Source organism: Rhodococcus sp. no. 34, assembly GCF_054589475.1.
Genome location: NZ_BAAILK010000035.1, coordinates 177,522 through 198,371, shown reverse-complemented (window position 1 = coordinate 198,371; position 20,850 = coordinate 177,522). Strand labels below are relative to the sequence as shown.

Annotated in this window: 21 protein-coding genes; 9 read left to right on the top strand and 12 right to left on the bottom strand. The window is 62.1% G+C overall.

Translation table 11 applies throughout. The features are described from left to right. Positions 1–396, bottom strand: a 396-nt coding sequence (locus ACYP01_RS14065; protein ID WP_459680640.1) for a VOC family protein, incomplete at its 3' end; no start/stop codon positions are given. Between the two features lie 174 nt (positions 397–570). Between ACYP01_RS14065 and ACYP01_RS14060 the strand changes: the two genes are divergently transcribed. Continuing rightward, entirely contained in the window at positions 571–1,734 is a 1,164-nt protein-coding gene (locus ACYP01_RS14060) for an alpha/beta hydrolase family protein (protein WP_459680637.1), read from the top strand. Between the two features lie 64 nt (positions 1,735–1,798). On the opposite strand, the gene ACYP01_RS14055 is transcribed toward ACYP01_RS14060, so the two are convergent. Then, the gene (locus ACYP01_RS14055) at positions 1,799–2,530 is read right to left on the bottom strand and encodes a TetR/AcrR family transcriptional regulator (protein ID WP_054825357.1); all 732 of its coding nucleotides are present in this window, start codon (positions 2,528–2,530) and stop codon (positions 1,799–1,801) included. A 284-nt stretch (positions 2,531–2,814) separates the two neighbouring features. Between ACYP01_RS14055 and ACYP01_RS14050 the strand changes: the two genes are divergently transcribed. From ACYP01_RS14050 to ACYP01_RS14025, 6 genes are read left to right on the top strand one after another with little or no spacing between them, the layout of a single operon-like run. Continuing rightward, the gene (locus ACYP01_RS14050; RefSeq protein WP_314673093.1) at positions 2,815–3,699 is read left to right on the top strand and encodes an ABC transporter substrate-binding protein; all 885 of its coding nucleotides are present in this window, start codon (positions 2,815–2,817) and stop codon (positions 3,697–3,699) included. Beyond that, positions 3,696–5,258 (top strand): multicopper oxidase family protein, encoded by a 1,563-nt coding sequence (locus tag ACYP01_RS14045; protein ID WP_314673091.1) that lies wholly within the window; start codon positions 3,696–3,698, stop codon positions 5,256–5,258. Before ACYP01_RS14050 ends, ACYP01_RS14045 begins: the two co-directional genes overlap by 4 nt. A 10-nt stretch (positions 5,259–5,268) precedes the next feature. Beyond that, complete coding sequence (locus ACYP01_RS14040; protein WP_275232459.1) at positions 5,269–5,616, top strand: plastocyanin/azurin family copper-binding protein; 348 nt, start codon at positions 5,269–5,271, stop codon at positions 5,614–5,616. Then, on the top strand, positions 5,613–7,427 hold the full coding sequence (locus tag ACYP01_RS14035) for an ABC transporter ATP-binding protein (RefSeq protein WP_459680633.1): 1,815 nt from the start codon (positions 5,613–5,615) through the stop codon (positions 7,425–7,427). The genes ACYP01_RS14040 and ACYP01_RS14035 overlap by 4 nt, the downstream gene beginning before the upstream one ends. Continuing rightward, positions 7,424–9,157 (top strand): ABC transporter ATP-binding protein, encoded by a 1,734-nt coding sequence (locus tag ACYP01_RS14030; protein ID WP_459680631.1) that lies wholly within the window; start codon positions 7,424–7,426, stop codon positions 9,155–9,157. Before ACYP01_RS14035 ends, ACYP01_RS14030 begins: the two co-directional genes overlap by 4 nt. 25 nt (positions 9,158–9,182) lie before the next feature. Continuing rightward, positions 9,183–9,872 carry a SanA/YdcF family protein gene (locus tag ACYP01_RS14025; RefSeq protein ID WP_050656037.1) on the top strand — a complete coding sequence of 230 codons (690 nt, stop codon included), beginning with the start codon at positions 9,183–9,185 and terminating at the stop codon, positions 9,870–9,872. Between the two features lie 95 nt (positions 9,873–9,967). Here ACYP01_RS14025 and ACYP01_RS14020 read toward each other — a convergent pair whose 3' ends face one another. From ACYP01_RS14020 to ACYP01_RS13985, 8 genes are all read right to left on the bottom strand, one after another. Further along, a complete protein-coding gene (locus ACYP01_RS14020; protein ID WP_050656036.1) occupies positions 9,968–10,804 on the bottom strand; it encodes a hypothetical protein in 837 nt (278 codons plus the stop codon). 74 nt (positions 10,805–10,878) lie between these two features. Then, a complete protein-coding gene (locus ACYP01_RS14015; protein ID WP_080712742.1) occupies positions 10,879–11,202 on the bottom strand; it encodes a cupredoxin domain-containing protein in 324 nt (107 codons plus the stop codon). Next, the gene (locus tag ACYP01_RS14010; protein WP_042925927.1) at positions 11,202–11,549 is read right to left on the bottom strand and encodes a plastocyanin/azurin family copper-binding protein; all 348 of its coding nucleotides are present in this window, start codon (positions 11,547–11,549) and stop codon (positions 11,202–11,204) included. Before ACYP01_RS14010 ends, ACYP01_RS14015 begins: the two co-directional genes overlap by 1 nt. A gap of 27 nt (positions 11,550–11,576) precedes the next feature. Beyond that, positions 11,577–13,166 carry a multicopper oxidase family protein gene (locus ACYP01_RS14005; RefSeq protein WP_459680625.1) on the bottom strand — a complete coding sequence of 530 codons (1,590 nt, stop codon included), beginning with the start codon at positions 13,164–13,166 and terminating at the stop codon, positions 11,577–11,579. Next, positions 13,163–14,482 carry a hypothetical protein gene (locus ACYP01_RS14000; protein ID WP_042925925.1) on the bottom strand — a complete coding sequence of 440 codons (1,320 nt, stop codon included), beginning with the start codon at positions 14,480–14,482 and terminating at the stop codon, positions 13,163–13,165. Before ACYP01_RS14000 ends, ACYP01_RS14005 begins: the two co-directional genes overlap by 4 nt. Then, complete coding sequence (locus ACYP01_RS13995; protein WP_029256402.1) at positions 14,479–15,150, bottom strand: methylamine dehydrogenase light chain; 672 nt, start codon at positions 15,148–15,150, stop codon at positions 14,479–14,481. Before ACYP01_RS13995 ends, ACYP01_RS14000 begins: the two co-directional genes overlap by 4 nt. 75 nt (positions 15,151–15,225) lie before the next feature. Then, on the bottom strand, positions 15,226–15,834 hold the full coding sequence (locus tag ACYP01_RS13990) for a redoxin domain-containing protein (protein ID WP_021345728.1): 609 nt from the start codon (positions 15,832–15,834) through the stop codon (positions 15,226–15,228). Between the two features lie 44 nt (positions 15,835–15,878). Next, positions 15,879–16,469, bottom strand: coding sequence for a MauE/DoxX family redox-associated membrane protein (locus ACYP01_RS13985; protein WP_459680621.1), 591 nt, complete (start codon positions 16,467–16,469; stop codon positions 15,879–15,881). Between the two features lie 348 nt (positions 16,470–16,817). Between ACYP01_RS13985 and ACYP01_RS13980 the strand changes: the two genes are divergently transcribed. Both ACYP01_RS13980 and ACYP01_RS13975 read left to right on the top strand, forming a co-directional pair. Beyond that, positions 16,818–18,356: an APC family permease gene (locus ACYP01_RS13980; protein ID WP_042447105.1), complete on the top strand. Its 1,539-nt coding sequence runs from the start codon at positions 16,818–16,820 to the stop codon at positions 18,354–18,356. Further along, a complete protein-coding gene (locus ACYP01_RS13975; RefSeq protein ID WP_211921020.1) occupies positions 18,353–19,138 on the top strand; it encodes an IclR family transcriptional regulator in 786 nt (261 codons plus the stop codon). Before ACYP01_RS13980 ends, ACYP01_RS13975 begins: the two co-directional genes overlap by 4 nt. 2 nt (positions 19,139–19,140) lie before the next feature. Here the strand turns inward: ACYP01_RS13975 and ACYP01_RS13970 are convergent, their stop codons facing one another. Further along, on the bottom strand, positions 19,141–20,463 hold the full coding sequence (locus ACYP01_RS13970) for a bifunctional adenosylcobinamide kinase/adenosylcobinamide-phosphate guanylyltransferase (protein ID WP_459680619.1): 1,323 nt from the start codon (positions 20,461–20,463) through the stop codon (positions 19,141–19,143). Continuing rightward, a partial coding sequence (locus ACYP01_RS13965; RefSeq protein ID WP_459680617.1) for an ABC transporter ATP-binding protein occupies positions 20,463–20,850 on the bottom strand: 388 nt, incomplete at its 5' end. The genes ACYP01_RS13970 and ACYP01_RS13965, both read right to left, overlap by 1 nt.

Below are 20,850 nucleotides of genomic sequence, written 5' to 3'. Positions count from 1 at the left end.
CCGGACGTAGGCCATGCGCACGCTGTTCTCGTACTCGCCGATCCCGCCGATGAGCCCGTAACCGTCCGCAGCCACCGCGTCGACCGCCGCCTGGAGATCGCCCACCTCGAAAGACACGTTGCGTATCCCGATCTCGTTGGCCATCGGAGCAGGCGATCCGGGTACGTGCTCGGGCGTGACGAAGGACGAGAGCTCGAGCCGTGATCCTTCGCCCGGCGGGCGCAGCATGGCGATTTCGCACTTGGCTCCAGGGATACCGCAGACGGTTTCCACGAACTCACCCTCCACGGATCCGGTGCCCTCCACCTCGAGACCCAGACCGACGAAGAATGCCGTCGCTGATTCGAGGTCCGCGACGGTGATGCCGATGTGGTCGAAACGCTGTACGTGTGCCATGGACACATCCTCCTACTGTTTTTTCGTGCGGTTCGATGCTAGGTCGGAGTTGGGGCCGGAATCTCGACACATACGTTTCACGAAGCTGCAAGATTTTGCTTGACCGATCGGTTAAACAAAATCTACGATAACGTCCAACGAGGTCGCCCACCGCACGAACCGGAGTCGTCAGACGTGAAATTCCAGTCGAAGTCGTTTGCCCGCATATCCATCGCAGCCCTCTGTGCTGCAACGATCGGCTCCGCCGTTGCTGCGCCCATCGCGTCCGCACAGGCACCGAGCGCGTCGCAAGCCACCGGCACTGTGGTGTCGAGTGAGCCGCTACCGAAAGATCTGTGGATTCCGGGTACCGCCGACGCCAAGCGATTCACGTACTGGACCATCGGTTCCAACGGCGGGCCTGCAATGAGCAGTGGCGCGTACTACGTCCCGGCCGGTCCGGCACCGGAAGGTGGTTGGCCCGTCATTGCGTGGGCGCACGGCACCACGGGACTCGACGATTCCTGTGCCCCTTCGCTGGTCGGTCCTGGCCTGCCCGAGCGCGACTACCCCTACCTGGGGCGTTGGCTCTCCGAGGGCTACGCCGTAGTCGCCACCGACTACGTCGGTCTGGGAACACCGGGGCTGATGCCGTATCTCGACGGAAAGGTGGAGGCGCACAGCGTCGTCGACTCGGTCAAGGCTGCTCGGGTGATCGACCCCACCATCTCGAATCGGTGGGCAGTGGTCGGACAGTCGCAGGGCGGCGGTGCGGCCATCACGACGGCGCGCTACGCCACTGAATACGGTGGGGATTCTCTCGACTATCGCGGCGGGGTGGGTACCGGAGTGCCGGCCAACATCGAGTTGACCCTCCTGCCTGCCGGTCCGGGCTTCCCTCCCATCGCCCTCGGCGGCGGATTGACGTCGTACGCGCTCTACATCCTCGCGGGCTTGCGGGAAGCGCACCCCGAGATCGACTTGAATTCCTACCTGAACGACTTGGGAAGGGAAAAGGTCGACTCGGCCGAAAAGCTCTGCGCCGCAGACCTGGACGAGGCTTCCAAGGATCTGGTCCTCGGTGACATCTTTTCCCGCCCGCTCAGTCAGATCCCGAACTTCCAGGGTCTGCTGAACGATTACATGGGTGTACCGACCAGTGGATACGATCGCCCCATCTTCATCGGCCAGGGCCTGCTTGACGTGGATGTCCCTGCACCGTCTGCACTTTCGCTGGTTGCAGCGTTGGTCGCCAACGGTGAACCGGTCACGTTCAAGACCTACAACACCGATCACAGCGGCGCTTTGGTCGAATCACAGGCTGACACGATTCCGTTCGTCGCGAACCTGTTCCGCTAGGCATACCGAGAATCCAGATCATCCCCGGGGTCGCTGTCGCACAAGTGCGACAGCGACCCCGCGGTCATTTCTGTGACTCCTTGATTGCGTACAGCCGCGCCTCGAGGCCGTCGAGGACACGGTCGAGTGTGTAGCGATAGTGTTCTGCCCGTGTTGCTTCCGCAGCATCCGGTGGACCGGCGAACTTCCCGATCAGTGTCTCCATCGATGAACGAGGATCTGAGGGTCCGTCGTTACTCAGTCGTTCCAGCATCGCGCTGTGATCGGGTGAAGGCTGTCCGCTGGGAATGCGCCTGGCGTCGTTCATGGCGATCAGTGTGATTGTCGAGGTGAAGGCGACGGTGTAAGCCTGAGCGGCTTCTTCCCCGAACCCGGCGTCGATCAGCGATGCCAATCCTGCCTCCATGAGTTCCCGGCTGCGCTGGGTGGCAACTCCGTTCATCAGTAGCCACTGCGCCGCGCCTGGACACTCGATCAAGGCCTCTCGCATCTGCAAGAGCAGATGTGTCAGCCATCGACGCCAATCTTCCTGTGCGGATGGCACGTTCACGGCCGACACCGCACTGTCGACCACCGCAGCCGAGAGTGCGTCCCGATCTCCGACGAGTCGATAGACGACGGAGAACGACGTATCGAGTTCGCCGAGCAGCTGCCGCAGCGACCAGCCCTCGACTCCGTGCTCGCGACTGAGCCCGAACGCCACGGTCACCACTGCGTCCGCAGTGATCCCGGTGTTGTAACTCCGGCGGCGCTCTGATGTCGCGGCGGACTTCTTGTCAGGTGATGGCGCAGTCATGGTCCGACCGAGCTTAGCGGCGTCGGATCGGTGTGCGTAGTCGACGCAAGCGATTGACGGATGAACTTAGGTGAGGTTTACTTGCCAGATCCGAGCAGTGCTCGGATTTATGCGAACCTCCCGATTTTTCGAAGCTGAAGGACACCATGAAGTTGAAAACGCGACCCGGTTACCTATCGAGGCTGGGTGCTTCGCTGCTGGTCAGTGTCGTTGCCCTGACTGCGGCCGCCTGTAGCTCGAGTGAGGCGGGACCGACGACGGAACCTGCCGAGGGAACGCGTGTTGTGTCCCATGAATTCGGTGAGACGTCGGTTCCAGGCGACCTCGGGCGAATTGTTTCCCTCGACGAATACGCCGCACTCGGTCTCCTTGCCGTCGGCATCACCCCTGATGTGGTCTTCACGTCGTGGGGATCGGAGATCGGCCAGGACATCTTGGCGTCAGCGGGTACCGAGGTGGTCACGGTGCCGCCGCTCGGTGCACCCCCGATCGAGCAGGTCCTCGCCCAGGATCCCGGACTGGTCATCTTCACGTCGATGGGCGATCGGAGCTACTACGACTCCCTCGCATCGACCGTCCCCACAGTGCCGGTCCCGGCCGTCACCACACCGTGGCGTGAGAATCTTGCCTTCTTCGGACGCGCTTTTGATCGTCAGTCGGTTGCCGACAAGCTGACCGTCGCCTTGGAGGGCAAGATCGCTGACGTCTCTGCTCGGTCCGGTGGTGAAGCGAACACCGTGTCGGTGCTGATGAGCAGTTCTGGAATCCTTGCCACCACCACCGAGCAGGCGCCGCCGTCGTTGCTGTTGGCGGAGAGCGGCTTCGGGCGTCCGGAATCCCAGCGAGCGAATGCGGCTGGAGGACTGCCGTATGCGCCCCTGTCCGACGAGGCGATCCCGGCGCAGGATGCTCGGATCATAGCCGTGTTCGACGAGGGCGTGTACGAGTTCGGCAAGGTTGCCGGTGTTCCCGGATTCTCGAGTCTTTCAGCGGTGCAGGAGAACCGAGTGGCCAAGGTCAACGGAGACATGTGGCTTGCCACTCATCCCTTCGCCACCTTCTGGATGATCGAGGACATGGATGCCATGGCTGCCGGCAATCTGACCGGCACCGGAACCGAAGCTGTTGCCGCGACGCGCTATCAGGAATTCACGGCGCTGACGGCATGAGTTCGAGTGCGTTGAGTCGGCGCCTGGCTCTGCGATGGGGAGCGGTGACGCTCGGCTCTGCGGCTGTGGGTTCTGCGGCTTTGGGTTCTGTGGCATTGAGTGCGTGCAGCCGTGGTTCGGCGAACGAATCCAGTTCTGAGATTTCACCGTTCGACGACGAAGTTCGTGCTGCCGAACAGGCGAGATTTCATAGCGGGCGCACAGTCGAACGGAATCTGACAGCTGCACCGGCTCGGGTGAGTCTGGGCGCCAGAGAGGTCGACACATGGTCGTACGGTGCGGAAGCAGTTGGCCCGGAGCTTCGAATCTCCAAGGGAGACCGGCTCAACGTTCTTTTGCAGAACGACCTTCCGACGGAGACCTCGGTGCACTGGCACGGCATTGCGATCCGCAACGACATGGACGGCGTCCCGCCGGTCACCCAGGAACGAATCCAACCAGGTGCCGAGTTCACCTACGACTTCGTGGCCCCGGATCACGGAACATATTGGTACCACTCCCATTCAGGATTGCAGGCCGATCGAGGGCTATTCGGTGCACTCGTGGTCGAGGACCCGAACGACCGGACCGGAGCCGACGAGGACGTCGTCATCGTGATCGACGACTGGCTCGACGGGCTGGGAACAACCCCGGATGCAGTGCTTCGCGCATTGTCACCAGACGTGCAGGGAGGACACCACGGGCACGGCGGAGCTCCACCGGAAGTCGATGATGCAGAGATTGATTCTGCCGCAGAACTTCTCGCCAGCGGTCACGGTAATTCCGAGGCGCTCGGTGGAATGGCAACGCACATCACGTATCCACTGCACCTGATCAACGGACGGCCTGTGGAAGATCCCTTCGTCGTCAGCGCGACGGCCGGAACTCGGCTTCGATTGCGGGTGATCAATGCCGGGGCGGAGACTCCGTACCGTTTCTCGGTCGCCGGGCACGAGATGACCGTTGTCAGTGCTGACGGGCAGGACGTTGCCTACATAGCCGGAGACGAGATTCTGATCGCACCCGCGCAGCGATACGACGTATTGGTGACGGTGCAGTCCGGCTCGTGGCCCATCGCCGCGAAGGTGGAAGGGAAGTCAGGTGGCGTCGCGTGCCTGCTTCGGACGCCGGATTCGGTAGCGGTCGTCGACCTGACTTCGCCTGCAGTGCTGTCAGGTTCCGGCGGTCGGCTCGTTCTGGAATCGGAGCTTCGCCCGTCAGGAGCGCTGGAGCAGAGGGCACCGGATCGTGCGTATTCGGTGGATCTCATTCAGGCCGGCGATCGATACGTCTGGGGAATGGCGGGCGCCGATGCAGGTCGGTTGAGAATGAAGCAGGGCGAGCGAATACGAATCGTCATGAACAACGACACCGACATGTGGCACCCGATGCACACCCATGGGCACACCTTCTCGGTTCCCTCCTACGGCGGGCTTCGCCGAGACACTGTGATCGTACTTCCGCGTACACAAATGGCGATCGACTTCGACGCCGACAATCCAGGACGGTGGATGTTTCACTGTCACAACGCGTACCACTTCGAGGCCGGGATGACTGCCGACCTCCACTACGTTCGATGAGGAGAGCAGAATGTCAGTTCGCACCGGATTGACCACATTGATCGCTGTTGCAGCGGTGTTCACACTGACGTCGTGCGGCAACGATTCGACGGGATCTACCGAGCAAGCGCCGGTCGAGATCTCGGTGAAAAACCTTGCGTACAAACCGAACTCCGTCACCGTGCACACAGGACAGACCGTCACGTGGATTTTCGAGGACCAGGGAATGCCGCACGATGTCGTGTTCGCCGAGTTGGGGATCAAGAGCGATCTCCAAGGAAGCGGAACCTACAGTCAGACCTTCGACAAAGCCGGAACGTTCACCTACACGTGCACACCACATCCGAACATGACCGGCACGATCATCGTCGAAGAGTGAGTGCGGCAATGAAAGTGAACGAGTCCGCAGCCCCGGAAGACTCGCCTGGACTCGTCGACCGAGACGCTTTGGGCAGGATGATCGCGCCGGTGAGAGATCAACTCCTCCTAGGGGCGGGTCTGTCGGCACTGTCGGTGCCGTTGCGATTCCTGCCCTACGTTGCGGTGGTCGAGATCGCGCGGGTGCTCCTGACCGGCTCGTCGTTGAACCTGGTCTGGATGTGGGCAGCAATCGGTGCAGCGGGCACAATTCTCGGTTTTGTCGTCTACAACGCAGCACTGACCGTGTGTCACACCGCCGACGCGCATTTCAAATACTCGATCCGCTCGCGTATCGCTCGGCATCTGTCCCGAGTTCCTCTGGGGTGGTTTGCAAATGGTGGCACCGGTGAAGTGAAGCAGGCGATGACGGACGACGTGAAGCGGATGCATCTTCTCGTCGCTCACCTTCCCGCCGACGTGGTGCCCGCGATCCTGTCGCCGATAGTGGCCCTGATCTATCTGGTGGCGATGGACTGGAAGTTCAGCCTGGTCCTGGTCGGCTACATCGGAGTGTGTCTCGCTCTCGCCGCGCCGTCGATGCGCAGAGCCTATCGAACGAACGTCGACTCCTGGAATCTTGCAATGTCGACATTGACCTCTGCGACAGTAGAACTGGGCGACGGTATCGAGGTTGTCAAGACGTACGGGAGTGGGAGTCGCGCATTCGCGCGCTACTCGAGCGCTGTCGATTCGATGGTTGCGGTGTGCGTGCGATGGATGTCGGGGATGGGAAGGCCGGTGGTCGCGATGTCGATCCTCCTCTCACCGGCGGTACTCATCGGGGTCATCACGGCGACGGGAACTGCAATGTTGTCCGGGGGTTGGATTACCCCGGTAGCTCTTGTTGCCTTTCTGGTCGTCGGAATCGGTGTTCCGTCGTCGGTTCTGCACATGGGAACGATGGCCAACCTCTACCGCGAAGGCCAACTGGGAGCGACTCACGTCGAGAGCATCCTCGGCGAACCAGAGTTGGCCGAACCTCAGGATGCAGTGCCTGCTCGCAGCACTTTGGTCGAATTCGACAGCGTCGGCTTCGAGTACACCACTGGGCAGCGCGTCCTCGAGAACATCTCCTTCGAGATGCAACCGGGCACCGTGACCGCGATCGTTGGCCCCTCCGGCTCCGGAAAGACCACTTTGGCACGTCTACTTCCGCGGTTCTGGGACGTCACGGACGGGTCTATTCGACTGGGCGGAAGCGATTTACGAGATCAGTCCAGTCGCGAAGTCTTGAGATCAATGGCCATCGTCTTCCAAGATGTTGTGCTCCTGCGGGACAGCGTGCGCGAGAATATTCGGCTCGGTCGACCGGATGCAACGGATCTGGAAGTGGAGACAGCGGCGAGGCGGGCGCAGATTCACGACGTGATCATGCGACTGCCGGACGGGTATGACACCGAGATCGGTGGTGGTTCGGGCGGTGAGCTGTCGGGTGGGGAGAAGCAACGCCTGACGATCGCCCGCGCCATCCTTCAGAACCCGCCGATCGTCATCCTGGACGAGGCGACTTCGCAGGCCGATCCCCACAGTGAATCGGCCGTTCAACGCGCACTGGGCGAGATCAGTGCGGACGGCGGCACCCTGATGGTGATCGCTCATCGACTGCACACCGTCCGATACGCAGATCAGATACTCGTTCTCGACGCCGGACGGATCGTGGAAAAGGGTACGCACGAACAGTTGTCGGCGCTCGGCGGAACCTACGCGCGGATGTGGGCGCTCCAGAACCCCCTCGTCGAAGACATCTCTCCGCGAAAGGCGCCGCAATGATTCGAGACCTGGACGAAATCCTCGGGCGCGACAATGGGATGCGAGGTCAGATAGCAGGTTTCACGCTCGCCGGGATACTCGAGGGTGTCGTCTTTGCACTGATGATTCCGATCCTGAAAGCGGTGGTTCGCGGCGATTACGACGCCGCAGTGCCGTGGGTTGTCACGGCTGCTCTCGTGGCGGTGGCCTGTGGCGCCGTACGGTGGATCGCCGAGAATCGGGCGTACCGCATCGGAATCGAGGGTTTTGCCGGTGGAATCATGCATCGCCTCGGTGAGCACTTGGTGCAGGTTCCGCTCGGGTGGTTCAGCAAGGCAAACCGTGGAGCGTTCACTCGCCTGGTCACCGAGGGCACGGCTATCTTGATGAGCATCCCGGGAATGATCATCGCGCAACTCGTCACCGTCACGGTGACTCCAGCGACAGTGGCGATCGCTGTGTTGTTTGTGGACTGGCGACTGTCTCTCGCGATGGTCGTCTTCGTTCCACTGGGGATTCGGGCTTACCGCAACGTGCAGCGTGCGGTTGTTCCCGAATACGAGGCGATCGGCAAGAGCGAATCCGAGTTGGCATTGCGCGTCGTCGAATATGCACAGGCGCAGCAAGTTCTACGTTCGGCCGGTAAGAGTGGCGAAGGCTGGACTCGGTTGGACGAAGCTCTTGTGTCCAACCGGGACGCACACCTGCAGGAAATCGGATCGGTCGACAAGTATCTGCTGCGGTTCATGATCGTCGTTCAGGTTGCCTTTCTCACCGTCCTGGTTCTGGCGGCACTGCTGGTCACCACCGGGTTCATCGACACAGCAAGCGTGATCGTTGTTCTCGTGTTGGCCGTGAGGTTCGTGGAGCCGATGCAGATGCTCGCAGGATTCGGTGAAGGTATCTCACTGGCCCGGGTGTCGCTCGGATCTGTCCGAGAGATGATCGATGTACCGGTGCTGGTGGAGCCTGAGGTGCCGAAAGAGCCTACTTCGTATGATATTCGGTTCGATTCGGTCTCCTTCGGCTACGGCCCGGATCGCGTGATTCGTAACGTGAGCCTCGAATTCCCGGATTGCTCGGTCACTGCTCTGGTCGGTCCTTCCGGTTCCGGAAAGACAACTCTGGTTCGGCTGATCTCCAGATTCTGGGACGTCGACGAAGGTGCGGTATCCATCGGGGGAGCCGATGTTCGCGACATCGGAACGAGAGCATTGATGTCTCGGATATCGACTGTCTCACAGCAGGTTTACCTGTTCGACGGAACCATCCTGGAGAACGTTCGGTTGGCGAGACCGGATGCCACCGAGTCGGAGGTCCGTCAAGCAGTGAGCGATTCCAGGCTAGGCGAAGTGATCGACCGTTTGCCGAGCGGTGAGGAGACCAGGGTAGGTGAAGGCGGATCACTGCTGTCCGGCGGTGAACGTCAGCGGGTCTCGATTGCGCGGGCATTCCTCAAGGACACTCCGATTGTTCTTCTCGATGAAGCGACTTCAGCCCTCGACGGAGAGAACGAAGTCGCCATCACCGAGGCAATTCACCGATTGGCCCGTGGTCGAACGGTGGTGATCATCGCTCATCGCCTGTCGACTATTGAGGGAGCAGATCGCATCGTCTACCTCGAAGACGGTGGGGTGGAGGAGGTCGGTTCCCACGAAGACCTGATCGCGCGAGGTGGAAAGTACTCGGATCTGTGGGCCGAGCGCAGTGGCGCGGAGGGATGGAGGATCGACCGAGCGCTCGAGCCATGAGCAAACCGTGTGGTTTGATCGACGAATGGACGAAGCTGCTGCAGATCCAGTGAAACCGCCGCGCAAGCGCCGGTGGCCTCGTTGGGTCGCAGGCATTGCGGTGCTCGGAGCAGTTGTCTATGCGGGCTCGATCGTGTGGATTTCCGTGGCGTCGGCCGGCCATACGTCGGACGCCGTCGACGCTCCCGATGCTCCGGTAGTGATCGTGCTGGGCGCGCAGATCAAGGACGGTAAGCCGATGGCTTTCCTGAAAGGGCGGCTGGACGCAGCAGTCGAACTGGTGGAAGCGGGAAAGGCTAAAGCGGTCCTCGTCTCCGGCGACGCGAACGGCGGCTCGGGTGACGAGATCGCGGCGATGACGAACTACCTGTTGGAGCAGGGAATAGATGAGCGTCGCATCGTGGGGGATCCGTACGGCCTCGACACCTATGACACCTGCTTCCGGGCCATACATACGTATGGGGTGACCAAGGCGTTGATCGTCACTCAGGGGTATCACGTGCCCCGCGCCGTGGCATTGTGCCGAGACGTCGGCATCGACGCAGACGGGGTGAACAGCGATTGCGGGTGCGCAACTCCGACGCTGATCAAGAACGCCGCCCGGGAGTGGGTTCTTGCCAAGCCCAAGGCAGCGCTGGACATGCTGTGGAGTCGGGACGCAAAGGTGACGTCGCCGTCGGAGGACTCGGTCCAGGTGGCGCTGTCGATTCCCTGACGCGGGGTGAGTGCGCACGGTTTCTGTCGAGCGAACACACGCTCCGGAGAGTCGGAGCGTGTGTTCACTCGAGGTGAAGGGTGCTCGGTCGAGAGTCAGATCAGTGCTGCGGCGGCGAATGCTCCCAGTGCGATCAATGCCGCGCCGGTGACGCTCTGCACGCGACGGTCCACGACGCACATGATCGAGAGGAATCCCGGCATCGAGCCACCGCGCTTGGTGTGCACGATTGCCGCGAGGCTGGGCATGCAGCGGCCAAGGGATACGACCGTGAACAGCGCCGCCCCGAGAGCCGGTGTACCCGAAGCCATGACGCCGAGTGCCAAGAGGTAGTACGCACTCGAGCGGATGAAGATCAGAAATCCCGGACCGATGATCGCGCCGAAGATCAGCGAGACCTTCCACGGCGCCATGGTGCGGCGCAGATGGCGCGGAAGCTGTTGGCGCCGCATCGGAGTCGGCATGCTCACCGCACCCAACTCGTGCAGCCCGTATGCAACCGCGACGACGGCCCAGACGCCCAGCGCCCAGCCGACCGGCACGTACCCGGACATCGCCGCACCGAGAGCGCCGATCAATGCCCCGGTGACGGCTCCCGTCGTGACCGAACCCAGAGCGTGCCAGCCGAGTCGGCGGACGGGAGTCGAGGATCCCTTCCGATCGACTTGCTTCGGCGCGGCAACAACTCCGGCGACGGACATTCCGCAGGTCGACCAGTTCGCGGCCAGCGACGTAACCAGTCCGGCGCCGATAACAGCTGTGGTCAAAGCTGTTGTCGCAGATGGCGTGGCCACGAGTGCGAGGCCGGCACCCGCAGCGGCGCCCGCCGCGACGAGGCTGACACGGGTCGCGGTGCCGACCGAGCCTTGAAGGGTCGGCCGGATGTCAGGGACATCGGTCTGCAGTGGGCCGTGTGAGAGAACAGTAGTCATCAGATCCTCCGAAGTGTTTGTGGTTCAGGAAAAGTGTCGAGTCGAAGTCGCAGCGAAAAGTGATGAGCCAGTGTTCACAGCACTGTGATGACTCCGATCATGTACGGGTGCACGGAGCACGAATACTCGTAGACGCCGACGCTCTCGAACGTGTGCCGGAACGTTCCGTCTCCGGTGATACCACTGTCGAACAGGCCGGGTGATTCCACATGATGCAGGAGTCCACCGTCGTCGAAGCGCCACTCGACGGTGCCGCCGTGTTCCACGGTGACGTCCATCGGGCTGAACTGAACATTGCTGATCTCGACCACCACGTCGGGGACGGGATCTTCTGTGCCGCAAGCTGGGACACACGTCGCCGCGACAGCGAGGCCGAAGCCGGCGATCCACCTCCTCACTATTGAACGATCACGGTGCCCACCATCATCGGGTGGGGCGTGCAGTGGTAGGTGAAGGTTCCGGCGTCGTCGAACGTGTACGAGAAGGTTCCCTCGGTGAGCAACTCGCTCTTCAGTTTCCCGTCGAGATCACCGTTGCCGACCACGTCGTGGGGGAGTCCGCTGTCGTCGAACTTCCATTCGACGGTCTGTCCCTTCTCGATGGCGACCGATGCCGGTGTGTACGCCATGTTCTTCACCTCGATCACGACTGCAGGTTCGTCCGACGACGCACCGGCATCACTACTGCAGGCGGTGAGGCTCAGGGCAGCGCACGCGGCCAGGAAAGCGGGAACGAGTTTCTTCATGAGGTGTTCTCTCCATTCTTCGACTTGTCAGCGGACGTAACGCAGATTTGCCGTCATGCCGGCCTCGAAGTGGTAGGCGTTGTGGCAGTGGAACATCCACTCGCCGGGATTGTCGGCGTCGAACTCGATGGCAAGCTCGGTGCCGGGTAGGACGTTGACGGTGTCGCGGCGAAGTCCGCCGTAATCCGGTACCGCAAACGTGTGGCCGTGGGTGTGCATGGGGTGCCACATCGTGGACGCGTTCTTCATCGTGATCCGGACCCGTTCGCCCTGTTTCATGACGAGCTTGCCTGCATCGGCCCCCGCCATTCCCCAGACGTACCGATCGCCGGCCTGGATCAACTCGATGCGGTAGTCGCGATCAGGCGATTTCGTCTCGAGCCGTGCGGATTCCGTGGGCCGGAGTTCGCTTTCGGTGACCAGTCGGCCGGCCAGTTCCGAGAGGTTTCCGCCGACATCCGGGTTCGCCAGCGCCAACGCGTCGGTGCTGCGTAGGACGGTCGACGCATAACCATCTCGGCTCTCGACCTTCGCCACCACCGGCCATGTTCCCGACTTCACCGTCACCAGCACGTCGTAGCGCTGCGCCATTCCGACGATGATGGTGTCGGCGGGAGTTGGTTCCACGTCGTAGCCATCGGTAGCGACAATTGTCATCTCGTGACCGGCCACAGCAAACCGGTACGGAGTTTCGGCGGCTGCGTTGATGATTCGCAGTCGCAGGGTCGAACCGGGCGCTGCAGTCACGACAGCAGGATCGTTGGGTGGCCGCCCGTTGATCAAGTGCAGTGGATACGCGATGTGTTGAGTCATCCCGCCGAGTGGTTCGGAAGAACCGTGTCCGCCGCTCACCAACTGTTGCGCGACGGACATGTCGGCTTCCGAGTGTTCCGCCGGAGTTGTTGCCCCACCGCCGTGTCCGCCGTGCCCGCCCGAAATTGCCGGGTTCAGGGCCATCAGGACGGAATCCGGTGTGGTACCCAATCCGTCGAGCCAGTCGTCGAGCACTAGGACGGCATCGATGTCGGCCCCGGTGATGTCGTTCGGGTTCTCGACGATCAAGGCGCCGAACAGCCCCCGATCGGCTTGTAATCCGCTGTGCGAGTGGTACCAGTACGTTCCCGGATCCGGTGCGATGAAGTTGTACTCGAAACTCGAACCGGCGCCGATGGGAGCCTGCGTGGTGGGTGCCGCGCCATCCATGTCGTTGCGGATTCGAATTCCGTGCCAATGCAGTGTTGTTTCGGCGTCGAGGCCGTTCTGGACGCTGACGTTCACCCGGTCACCGGACTTCAGGCGAAGTTCCGGAGCCACCGCAGCGCCTCCGTACGTCCACGTGTCCACGAGGCGTCCGCCAAGATCTACCGTCGAGAATCCGGCGGCAAGGGCAAACGCAGCGGTGGTCCCGTTCCAGGCTCGCGCCGATTCTGCGGCGGCAACTTCCGGGTCGGTGGGCAGGATGTAGTCGAGATCGGTCGTCGGCGTCGGAGATGCTGCAGTGGAACTGCATCCGGCAATCGTCCCCATTGCGCCGAGCCCGAGTGCTCCGGCGCCGAGTGCTCCCAAACTCAGGAATCGGCGCCGGCCCATCACCACGTTGGATCCGGGACGACTCATCGGAGTACTTCTGGTGTGATCAACCCGCTGACATCCCCGACGTTGCCCGAGACATCGACGGAACTGACCTGCTCGCCGGTGCTCGCGTTGTAACCCACGATCTTCTGCGGAGCGGAGCCTTCGACCTCAGGTCCGGTACCGAGCACGTAGAACGTGGCGCCGTCGACGGAAAAGGTCATGCTCTTGATGTCTGTCAAGCCGAGGTCTGCAAGCGTCAAGCTCTTCACCGGGGCGAAGGTCGTTGCATCGGACAAGTCGATCTTGACCAGTGAGCCTCCCCGAGCAGAGTCCGGATGAATAGCCGTGTCCGTGTACGCGATTGCGAGCCGGGTTGCGTCGGCGTTGATGACGTTCTCCGAGAATCGACCGGAGTCCTGCCCGGCGTTTCCGATCGGCTTGACACCTTCCTGAGGCAGTCCGTTGGAGAAGTCGAAGACGTACACATCGCCGTTCTCACTGACCAGCAAGGCTTTTTGTGCTTCCGAGGCCCACGTGACCTTACGGGTGGAGACAAAATCCTCGGGTAGGACCTTGCTTCGGGCGGTTTCCTTCGGAACACCGTCGTCACCGATCGTGACGTGCAGCAGTTCCCGGGTGTCCTCGCAGACGCTGTACAGCTCGTGATCGACCATCCACGTGAACGGACCGCAGCCGACTATCTGGAGTGCACCGGTCGCTTCCTTCTTCTCGAGGTCGACCACTCTGATGCCGTACAAACCGTCGTCCCACGTGACGAAGAACTTGCCGTCGGACGTCACGGCGTTCGAGCCGGGACGGGAATGTACGCGTGCGACGTCCGGAAGCATGACCTCGGCTGGTTCCAGCAGGTTTCCGGAGTAGGTGCTGACCGTGAAATCTGCCGCGCCGCGGGAACCTCGGGGCCGCCACACCTCGGCAGCGAGCACCGCAGGATCCTCGGCGGAATCCCCGACGAATCCGTGAATGACCGGATCCCAGATACCAGGGCCGACGGTGATCCGGCTCTCGGCCACACCGGTTTTCGGATCGATGACGTTGACGCTGAGCTCGAGTTGGCCGAATCCACCTTCGACGCCCAGCAAGCGGTCAGCTGCGATCGGGGTGATCGAACCGACGTGCAACGGCTCGGGAATGGTGTCGCCGATTTCCTGGTCGTCGTGACCGAGGGAGATTCCTTCACCTGGAGCAGTGAACGGAACTGTCGGATAGGTGACATCACCTGCGCTGGAGGGTTCGTCGTTGTCAGACGAACTGCAGCCGGCCAGCGCGAGTACGACGGTGAGTGGGATGACGGCAACGGCGGGTCGCGCCAGTTTTCGGGTTCGCGGACTGCTCATGATCCGGCACCGACCTTGGGGCGCTCGGCCGGTCGAGTCTGGCAGTCCTCACCGATGATGGGCGCCATCGTGCAGGTGTATGCCTGGGACTCGTCGGAGACACACCAGATGATTTCCTGGTCGTAGCTTCCGGAGACCGGGTTGTACATCACGGCCTGCATGTCCGGTTCGCCGCAGAATGCGTTGGAACACGAAGGTGCACCACAGCAGTCGTAGTAGGCGATCAGATAGGTCTTGCCGGTATCAGGGTTGGTGCAGCATCCGACCCAGAACTCTGCGCCGGGCTTGCTGCCGGGGGCGCAGGTGGTGACACCGCCGCCGTTGCATGCGGCACAGGACGTTCCGTCCATGTTGCACCAGCGCCAGTACTCGCACTCGGCCGGATCTTTACCGTCGTAGACAGGGACAAGAGGTTCGGGGCCAGGTGCCGGCGCAGGAACCTCGGGCTCTTGGGCGAAGGCACTACGTGTCACGGGAAGTGTGCTGATCAGTGCCACTCCTGACACACCCATGGTCCACTTGCCGATCCGACTGATCATCGAGCGCCGCGAAACTCGTTCGGAGAGTTTACGTCCGGTTCGGCTGGTGAGCGAACCGCCCTGGCCCGCCATCCATTCGGCCTGGGCCTGAACTGTCGCCTCGTCGACGGGATATCGATTCTCCGTCATGTTGTGCTGCGGGAATTCATTGTCGTCCAACGATTTTCTCCTGATTCGTGAAGAGGATCGAACTGTGCAGGAAGATCAGGCCGCGCTGCCGGATTTCGCCTGGGCATGAAGGTGCTGGAGTGAGGGGGTGCCGGATTCGAGCGCATTGAGCAGGCTTTCCACCTGAGCCATGTGATTGCACAGGCCCTTTCCTCGGATCTTGCCGTGCTCGTCGAGAATCACGCCGTACGGAGTGGTGCCCACCTGGTATGCGATACCGACGTCTCGAGCGTCGATGTAACTGAGCTCGGAACCGATCCCGCTGCCGGCCAGGAACTCGCGATGCTCTTCGGGTGTTCCGTCGGAGATGATGATCACGTCGAGATCCGATTCGGCTCGGGCCATTGCCCTTACGCCGGGAAGAAGGCTCTTGCACGTCGAGCAACTCGGTGCTGTGAACAGCAGGAGTTGAGGTTTGTCGCGGTGACCACCGACTCCGACGATCCGTCCTTCCTGATCGATGAGACCGGCAAACGATGGGCCGGCCTGTTCGACCTTGGGCCCGGTATCCATCATCCGGGCACCGAGAGGTCCGAGACGTACTTGTACGCGGCCGATTTCACGAGCCAGAGCAAGAACCATCAAGAACAGTACGGCTACGGCGATCACCAGGATCACTGTCGCGACAAGGAGGAAAGTGGTCATCGTGGTAGTCCTGCCTTCGAGTTTTCAGTGGTGGGGATGTGAGTTCACGAGCCGTACCGGTACGCGGTTTCGGCGGTTCGGAGGCGAATGGAGGCACTCGACAGGTAGTCGTCGACCGGGCGTCGTCCGAGGTGGACCACCGAACGAATCTGTGCGAGAGCAACTCCCGCCAGAACGAGGAGGAATCCGAAGGTCGCCGCCACGACCTGGACGCCGATCTCAGCCTGTCCGGCGGTGACCGACAGTGCCACAGCGATCACCGCGAGTGTTCCGGCGCGAACGGCGTGGAACCATCCGATACGCGGAATCTCGCCGACTCCGAATGCAAAACATCCGCAGTCCAGATCGCGTCGCCCACGCAGGAGGTTGATCGTGAGGCCCGTGAAGAACGACGCGAACATGACGGCAGCAACCAAGGCGGCGAGGCGATGGGCCACGCCGAGAACCAGAAGGATGCCTACGACGGTTTCCGTGACGGGAAGGATGCGAGCGATCGGTACTTCGAGTCGCACGGGCAACACTTTGTATCCGCGCACCGAACGAAGCACCCCATCGTGGTCGTTCAGCTTGGGAATGCCGGCGAGCAGGAGAACAAATCCGATGATCGCCGAAGTGGTGGCGCTGACCAAGTCCATGCTTCCTCCGTTCCTCTCGGGTAGTGCCGGTGGTGTGTGGGACACATCCTGTACGGGCGATGCTGCGAACCCGCGTCGACCGCGCTACGCCTGGACGAGGTGCAACTGAGAGAGCAGTTGTCGTGTGAGAATCGGAGAACTCGCAGGTCAAGGTGCTCCCGGAGGGGACGGATACCGTCGGCCGCCCTTGATCCGGCATGACGCTGGGTGGGAAACAGAGTCGGATTCTCACTTGAAAGTTCTGTGCGCGCCATCGTGGAAACTGCGCGGAAACATAAGCGGACTAACTTGACCGAATTCTGACAATTCGCTCGTAGGTTCGGGCCTGGACGCGACGGACGGTGACACATGGCCGTGAGTGCGGCACTGCGTGCGGCGATCACGCGAGCGCAGAATGCGGATCAACACAGTGAGCCCGTGTTCTCCCCGCTCCGTGGTCTCGGACGAGGACGTCTGACCCCGATCGACCTGTTGGGGCAATCACTTTCCACGATCGCTCCGGCAACGGGAATGGTGTTCATCGCCCTGTGGATGATCACCTACAGTCCCGGCTACGTCGGGTTGGCTGCGATTGCTGCGACAACTTCGGCGGTGTTTCTCGTTGCGTTCTGCATCACTCAGTTCACGCGGAGACTGGCCGCAGCAGGATCGTTGTACAGCTTCGTCTTCCAAGGCTCCGGTATCCGGGCGACACTGACGGCGGGTGCCGCACTGGTACTCGGGTATCTCGGAATCTCGGTTTCGGTTTTCTCGCAGGCAGTTCCGAGTCTGCTCGATACCATCGCCATTGTCGGCCCCGACGTGCGAGGGCCTGCCGCGACGGTGATCACGACGGTGGCGATTGCCCTGGCCGTCGCGTGGATTGCAGTGCGAGGCGTCCGGTTCGCCACCCGAGCGATCCTGGTCGTCGAAGCGTGCTCGTTGATTCTCATCGTCGTGGTCATGCTGGCGACGCACAGTGACACGACAACTGCTGTTGCCCTGCCGAATCCGTCGCTGAGTGCAGTTCCGTTTCTCGCGATGCTGACGGTGCTCAGCATGGCGGGCTTCGAAAGCTCGGCCTTCTTCGGCCCGGAAGCGAAACGACCACTCATCAGCGTCACACGCACGGTTCTCATTTCGCCGATCATCTGCGGGGTCCTCTTCGTTTTTGCGGCCTGGGCGGCGATGACCGGCCACGGCGCAACGATCGTCGGAGCGTACTTCGAAGGAACGGCATCCGGAGCCAGCGCGGAAGTGGTTCTGGCAGTCAAGATCGGAATGACGTGTTCCTGGTTCGCATCCACTCTCGGTTGTGCGCAGGCGGGTTCGCGGTTGTTGTACTCGATGGGGATCGAACGGGTACTGCCTGCGCCGCTCGCTCGCGTACACAGACGGTTCCGCACCCCGTACGTTGCGGTACTTGCGTTCGTCGCGGTAAGTGCGGCGGGCGTATTCATCTATTCGGATACGGTTCGCGACGATTCGGGATCCTTCGACGGCGTGGTGGAGACCGCGTTGGTCTGCGCTTACACGCTGGTGGCCTTTGCTTCGTGGAAGTTCTTGCGCCGAATCGGGGAACATACGTCGCTGACCCGGATTTGCACCCTGTCCGTGAGTACCGCCGGTGCTGGTCTACTGGTCTACATCGTTCTCGACGGTGCGGTTCACGGGATGTGGGCACTGCCGATCGCTGCTCTTGCTGTTGCGGTGTCGGGGACAGTGTGGAGTGCATTGCTCCGTAGAGCCAGACCTGAAAGCCTTCTGATGGTTGGCGCTTTCGACAGCGTCGAGACGGCGGACCTGTTGCCCGGTGCGGGCACTCTGCTGATCGACGGTGACGGGCGAAGGCGACTCGTTCCGGATCGTGGGACCGCCGAGGGTGACTCGCCGGAGCATGGGCGGTGACCGCGGACCGTGCAACCGCTGGTCCACGATCAGGCAAACAGATCGGCGACGAGACCCACTTCAGTGGACAACAACCGCGTGCGGTTCAGAAGGCGCTGGGGATGCTCGAGGCGGTGGCTCATCTGGGACCGGGAACAACCGCGAAGGAGATCGCCACTTTTGCAGGCGTTCCGTCGGCCACGGCGTACCGGATGCTGAATCTGCTGGTGGCGGAGGGCTTTCTCGTGCGGGTGCCGGACCTGTCAGGGTTCGCGTTGGGGCGTCGGACTGCCGAGCTCTCGCATGCGGCGTCGTCGAGTGGTCCGGCGCCCACGCTGCACGAGCGCGTCGAGGACATGCGGACACACACGAGGTTCGGATTGCACGTCGCGTCATTCGCCGGTGGGCGCTTGAGGTTCGTCGACAAGGATCCGGACCACGAGATCATCGGAATAGCGGCACTGCCGAAGAACCTTCACGCGAATGCGCTGGGGAAGGTGTTGTTGGCGCACGACGAGCGGTTGCTGCCGGGCTTGGACCTACGCCGGGTCACGGAGTTCACGATCGGTGACTTCGATATTTTGTCTGAACAGCTGAGGTCTGTTCGCCGGCAGGGATTTGCGTTCGAGGATCAGGAGTGTCGCCTGGGTCGATCCGCGGTCGCAGTACCGGTTCGGGATCACGCGGACCAGGTGGCCGGCGGGTTGTGCGTCCAGGGCGCGAGCGGACGAGTGACTGAAGGCGATCGAGAGTTGGTCGGCTTTCTATTCGATTGTGCGCGCCAGCTCACCGGATTGCTCTGACGTCACCCGCGCAGGTGCTGGGGGAGTCCGGCGGTCATCAGAACCACCGACTCGGATGCAGCGGCGACGCGGCTGTTCAGCAGACCGAGCAGATCACGGAACAGTCTCCCGGACTTCGTGTCCGGGACCACACCGCTTCCGACCTCGTTGGTAACGGCGACAATCGGTACCGGACAGGCGGCCCAGGCGTCGGCCAAGACGTCGATATCTGCGTGGACGGCGCTGAGATCTTCTGTGGTCCATGCCTGATGTCGGTCCAGGCGCGCGGTCAACCACGTGCCGAGGCAGTCGATCAGGATCGGTGTTGTTGCGCCTGAAAGAATTTCGGCCACCTCGGAGGTCTCTACCGTCGTCCACGTCGACGGCCTCCGCGCGCGATGCGACGCAATTCGTTCGATCCAGTCGGGATCGTCGTCCTGCGGATCCCCGGTGGCGATGTACGTGACGTCCCGGTAGCCGGCAAGCAGGCCCTCCGCGTAAGTGGACTTGCCCGAGCGGGCGCCACCGGTGACCAGAGTTCGATGGCTCTGTCCTACCCCGATCTCGAGCACAGCTCCATCCGGAACCGCTCGCGCCCCGGACGTTCGAAGTGCTTCCGAGAGTTCGTTTTCGACCGGGTTGTGGTGCCCGAGGTGTACGGCGACCACATCGGTTCGATCGGTGATCGCGGTGCAATTGCGTAGTCGGCTCACCGTCTCCGCGAAACTCGGCAGATCATGGTGCCCGGTGCCGTGGTCAGTTTTGTGGCCGAAGGTCTCTTCGAGAAAGACGGCGTCGAAACGGGCGTCGGCAAGGGCGTCGACAGTGACTTCGGGCAGAGGCCCGGTGTCGGTGGCCCAGAAGATTCGGGTTCCGGATGCGTCGGTGATGTCGTAGAGAAGGGTGGTTACTTCGTGCGCGGCTTCGAGTGCGCGAACACGATAGGTGCCCAACATGATCGACTGGCCGGTCTCGAGCGGTGTGAAGGTCACCGGGTCATCCGGGCCCACCCAGTCTCGGCAGGGAGCGAGCGCGTCGGGTGGTCCGAGAACCTGGAGCGGTTCGGTGCGAGACGCCCAGGACCGGAACAGCAATGCCATCGGGCCGAGGTGATCAGGATGAGAATGCGTCAGCAGGATGTGTTCGACGTGTGCCAGCGTGCGACCGAATCGCGACGCGGCGCGCGGTACTTCGGGTCCACAGTCCAACAGGATGCGGTTGTCCAGCAAGGCAGCGGTGTGTCCGCGAATGGTTTCATTCGACAATGCCGCCAGGCAGGAAGGGCAAGTGCAGAACGGGTTCGGCCAACCGTCGGCAGCGCCGGTGCCGAGCATCACCAGTTCCATCAGCGGGTGCCTTCCTGCCGAATCGGAACAACGATGGGACCGCTGGGCCGTTCCAGGATTTCGACGCGAGCGCCGTACACGCGGCCGAGGAGGTCTGCCTCCAGCACCGCTGAGGGTGTACCGTCGGCAACCACGCTGCCCTTGTCCAGCAGCACAATTCGTCGACCGTATTGACCCGCGAGAGTGAGATCGTGCATCGCGGCGATGACCGTGATGTTGTCGTCTTCTCGCAGTTCCTCCACCAAGTCGAGAACCTGCTGCTGGTGACCGATGTCGAGGGCGCTGGTGGGTTCGTCCAGGAGCAGTACCTGCGGCTCTTGAGCCAGTGCCCGAGCCAGGACCACGCGTTGCAATTCGCCGCCGGAAAGTTCGGTGGCTCGTCGATCT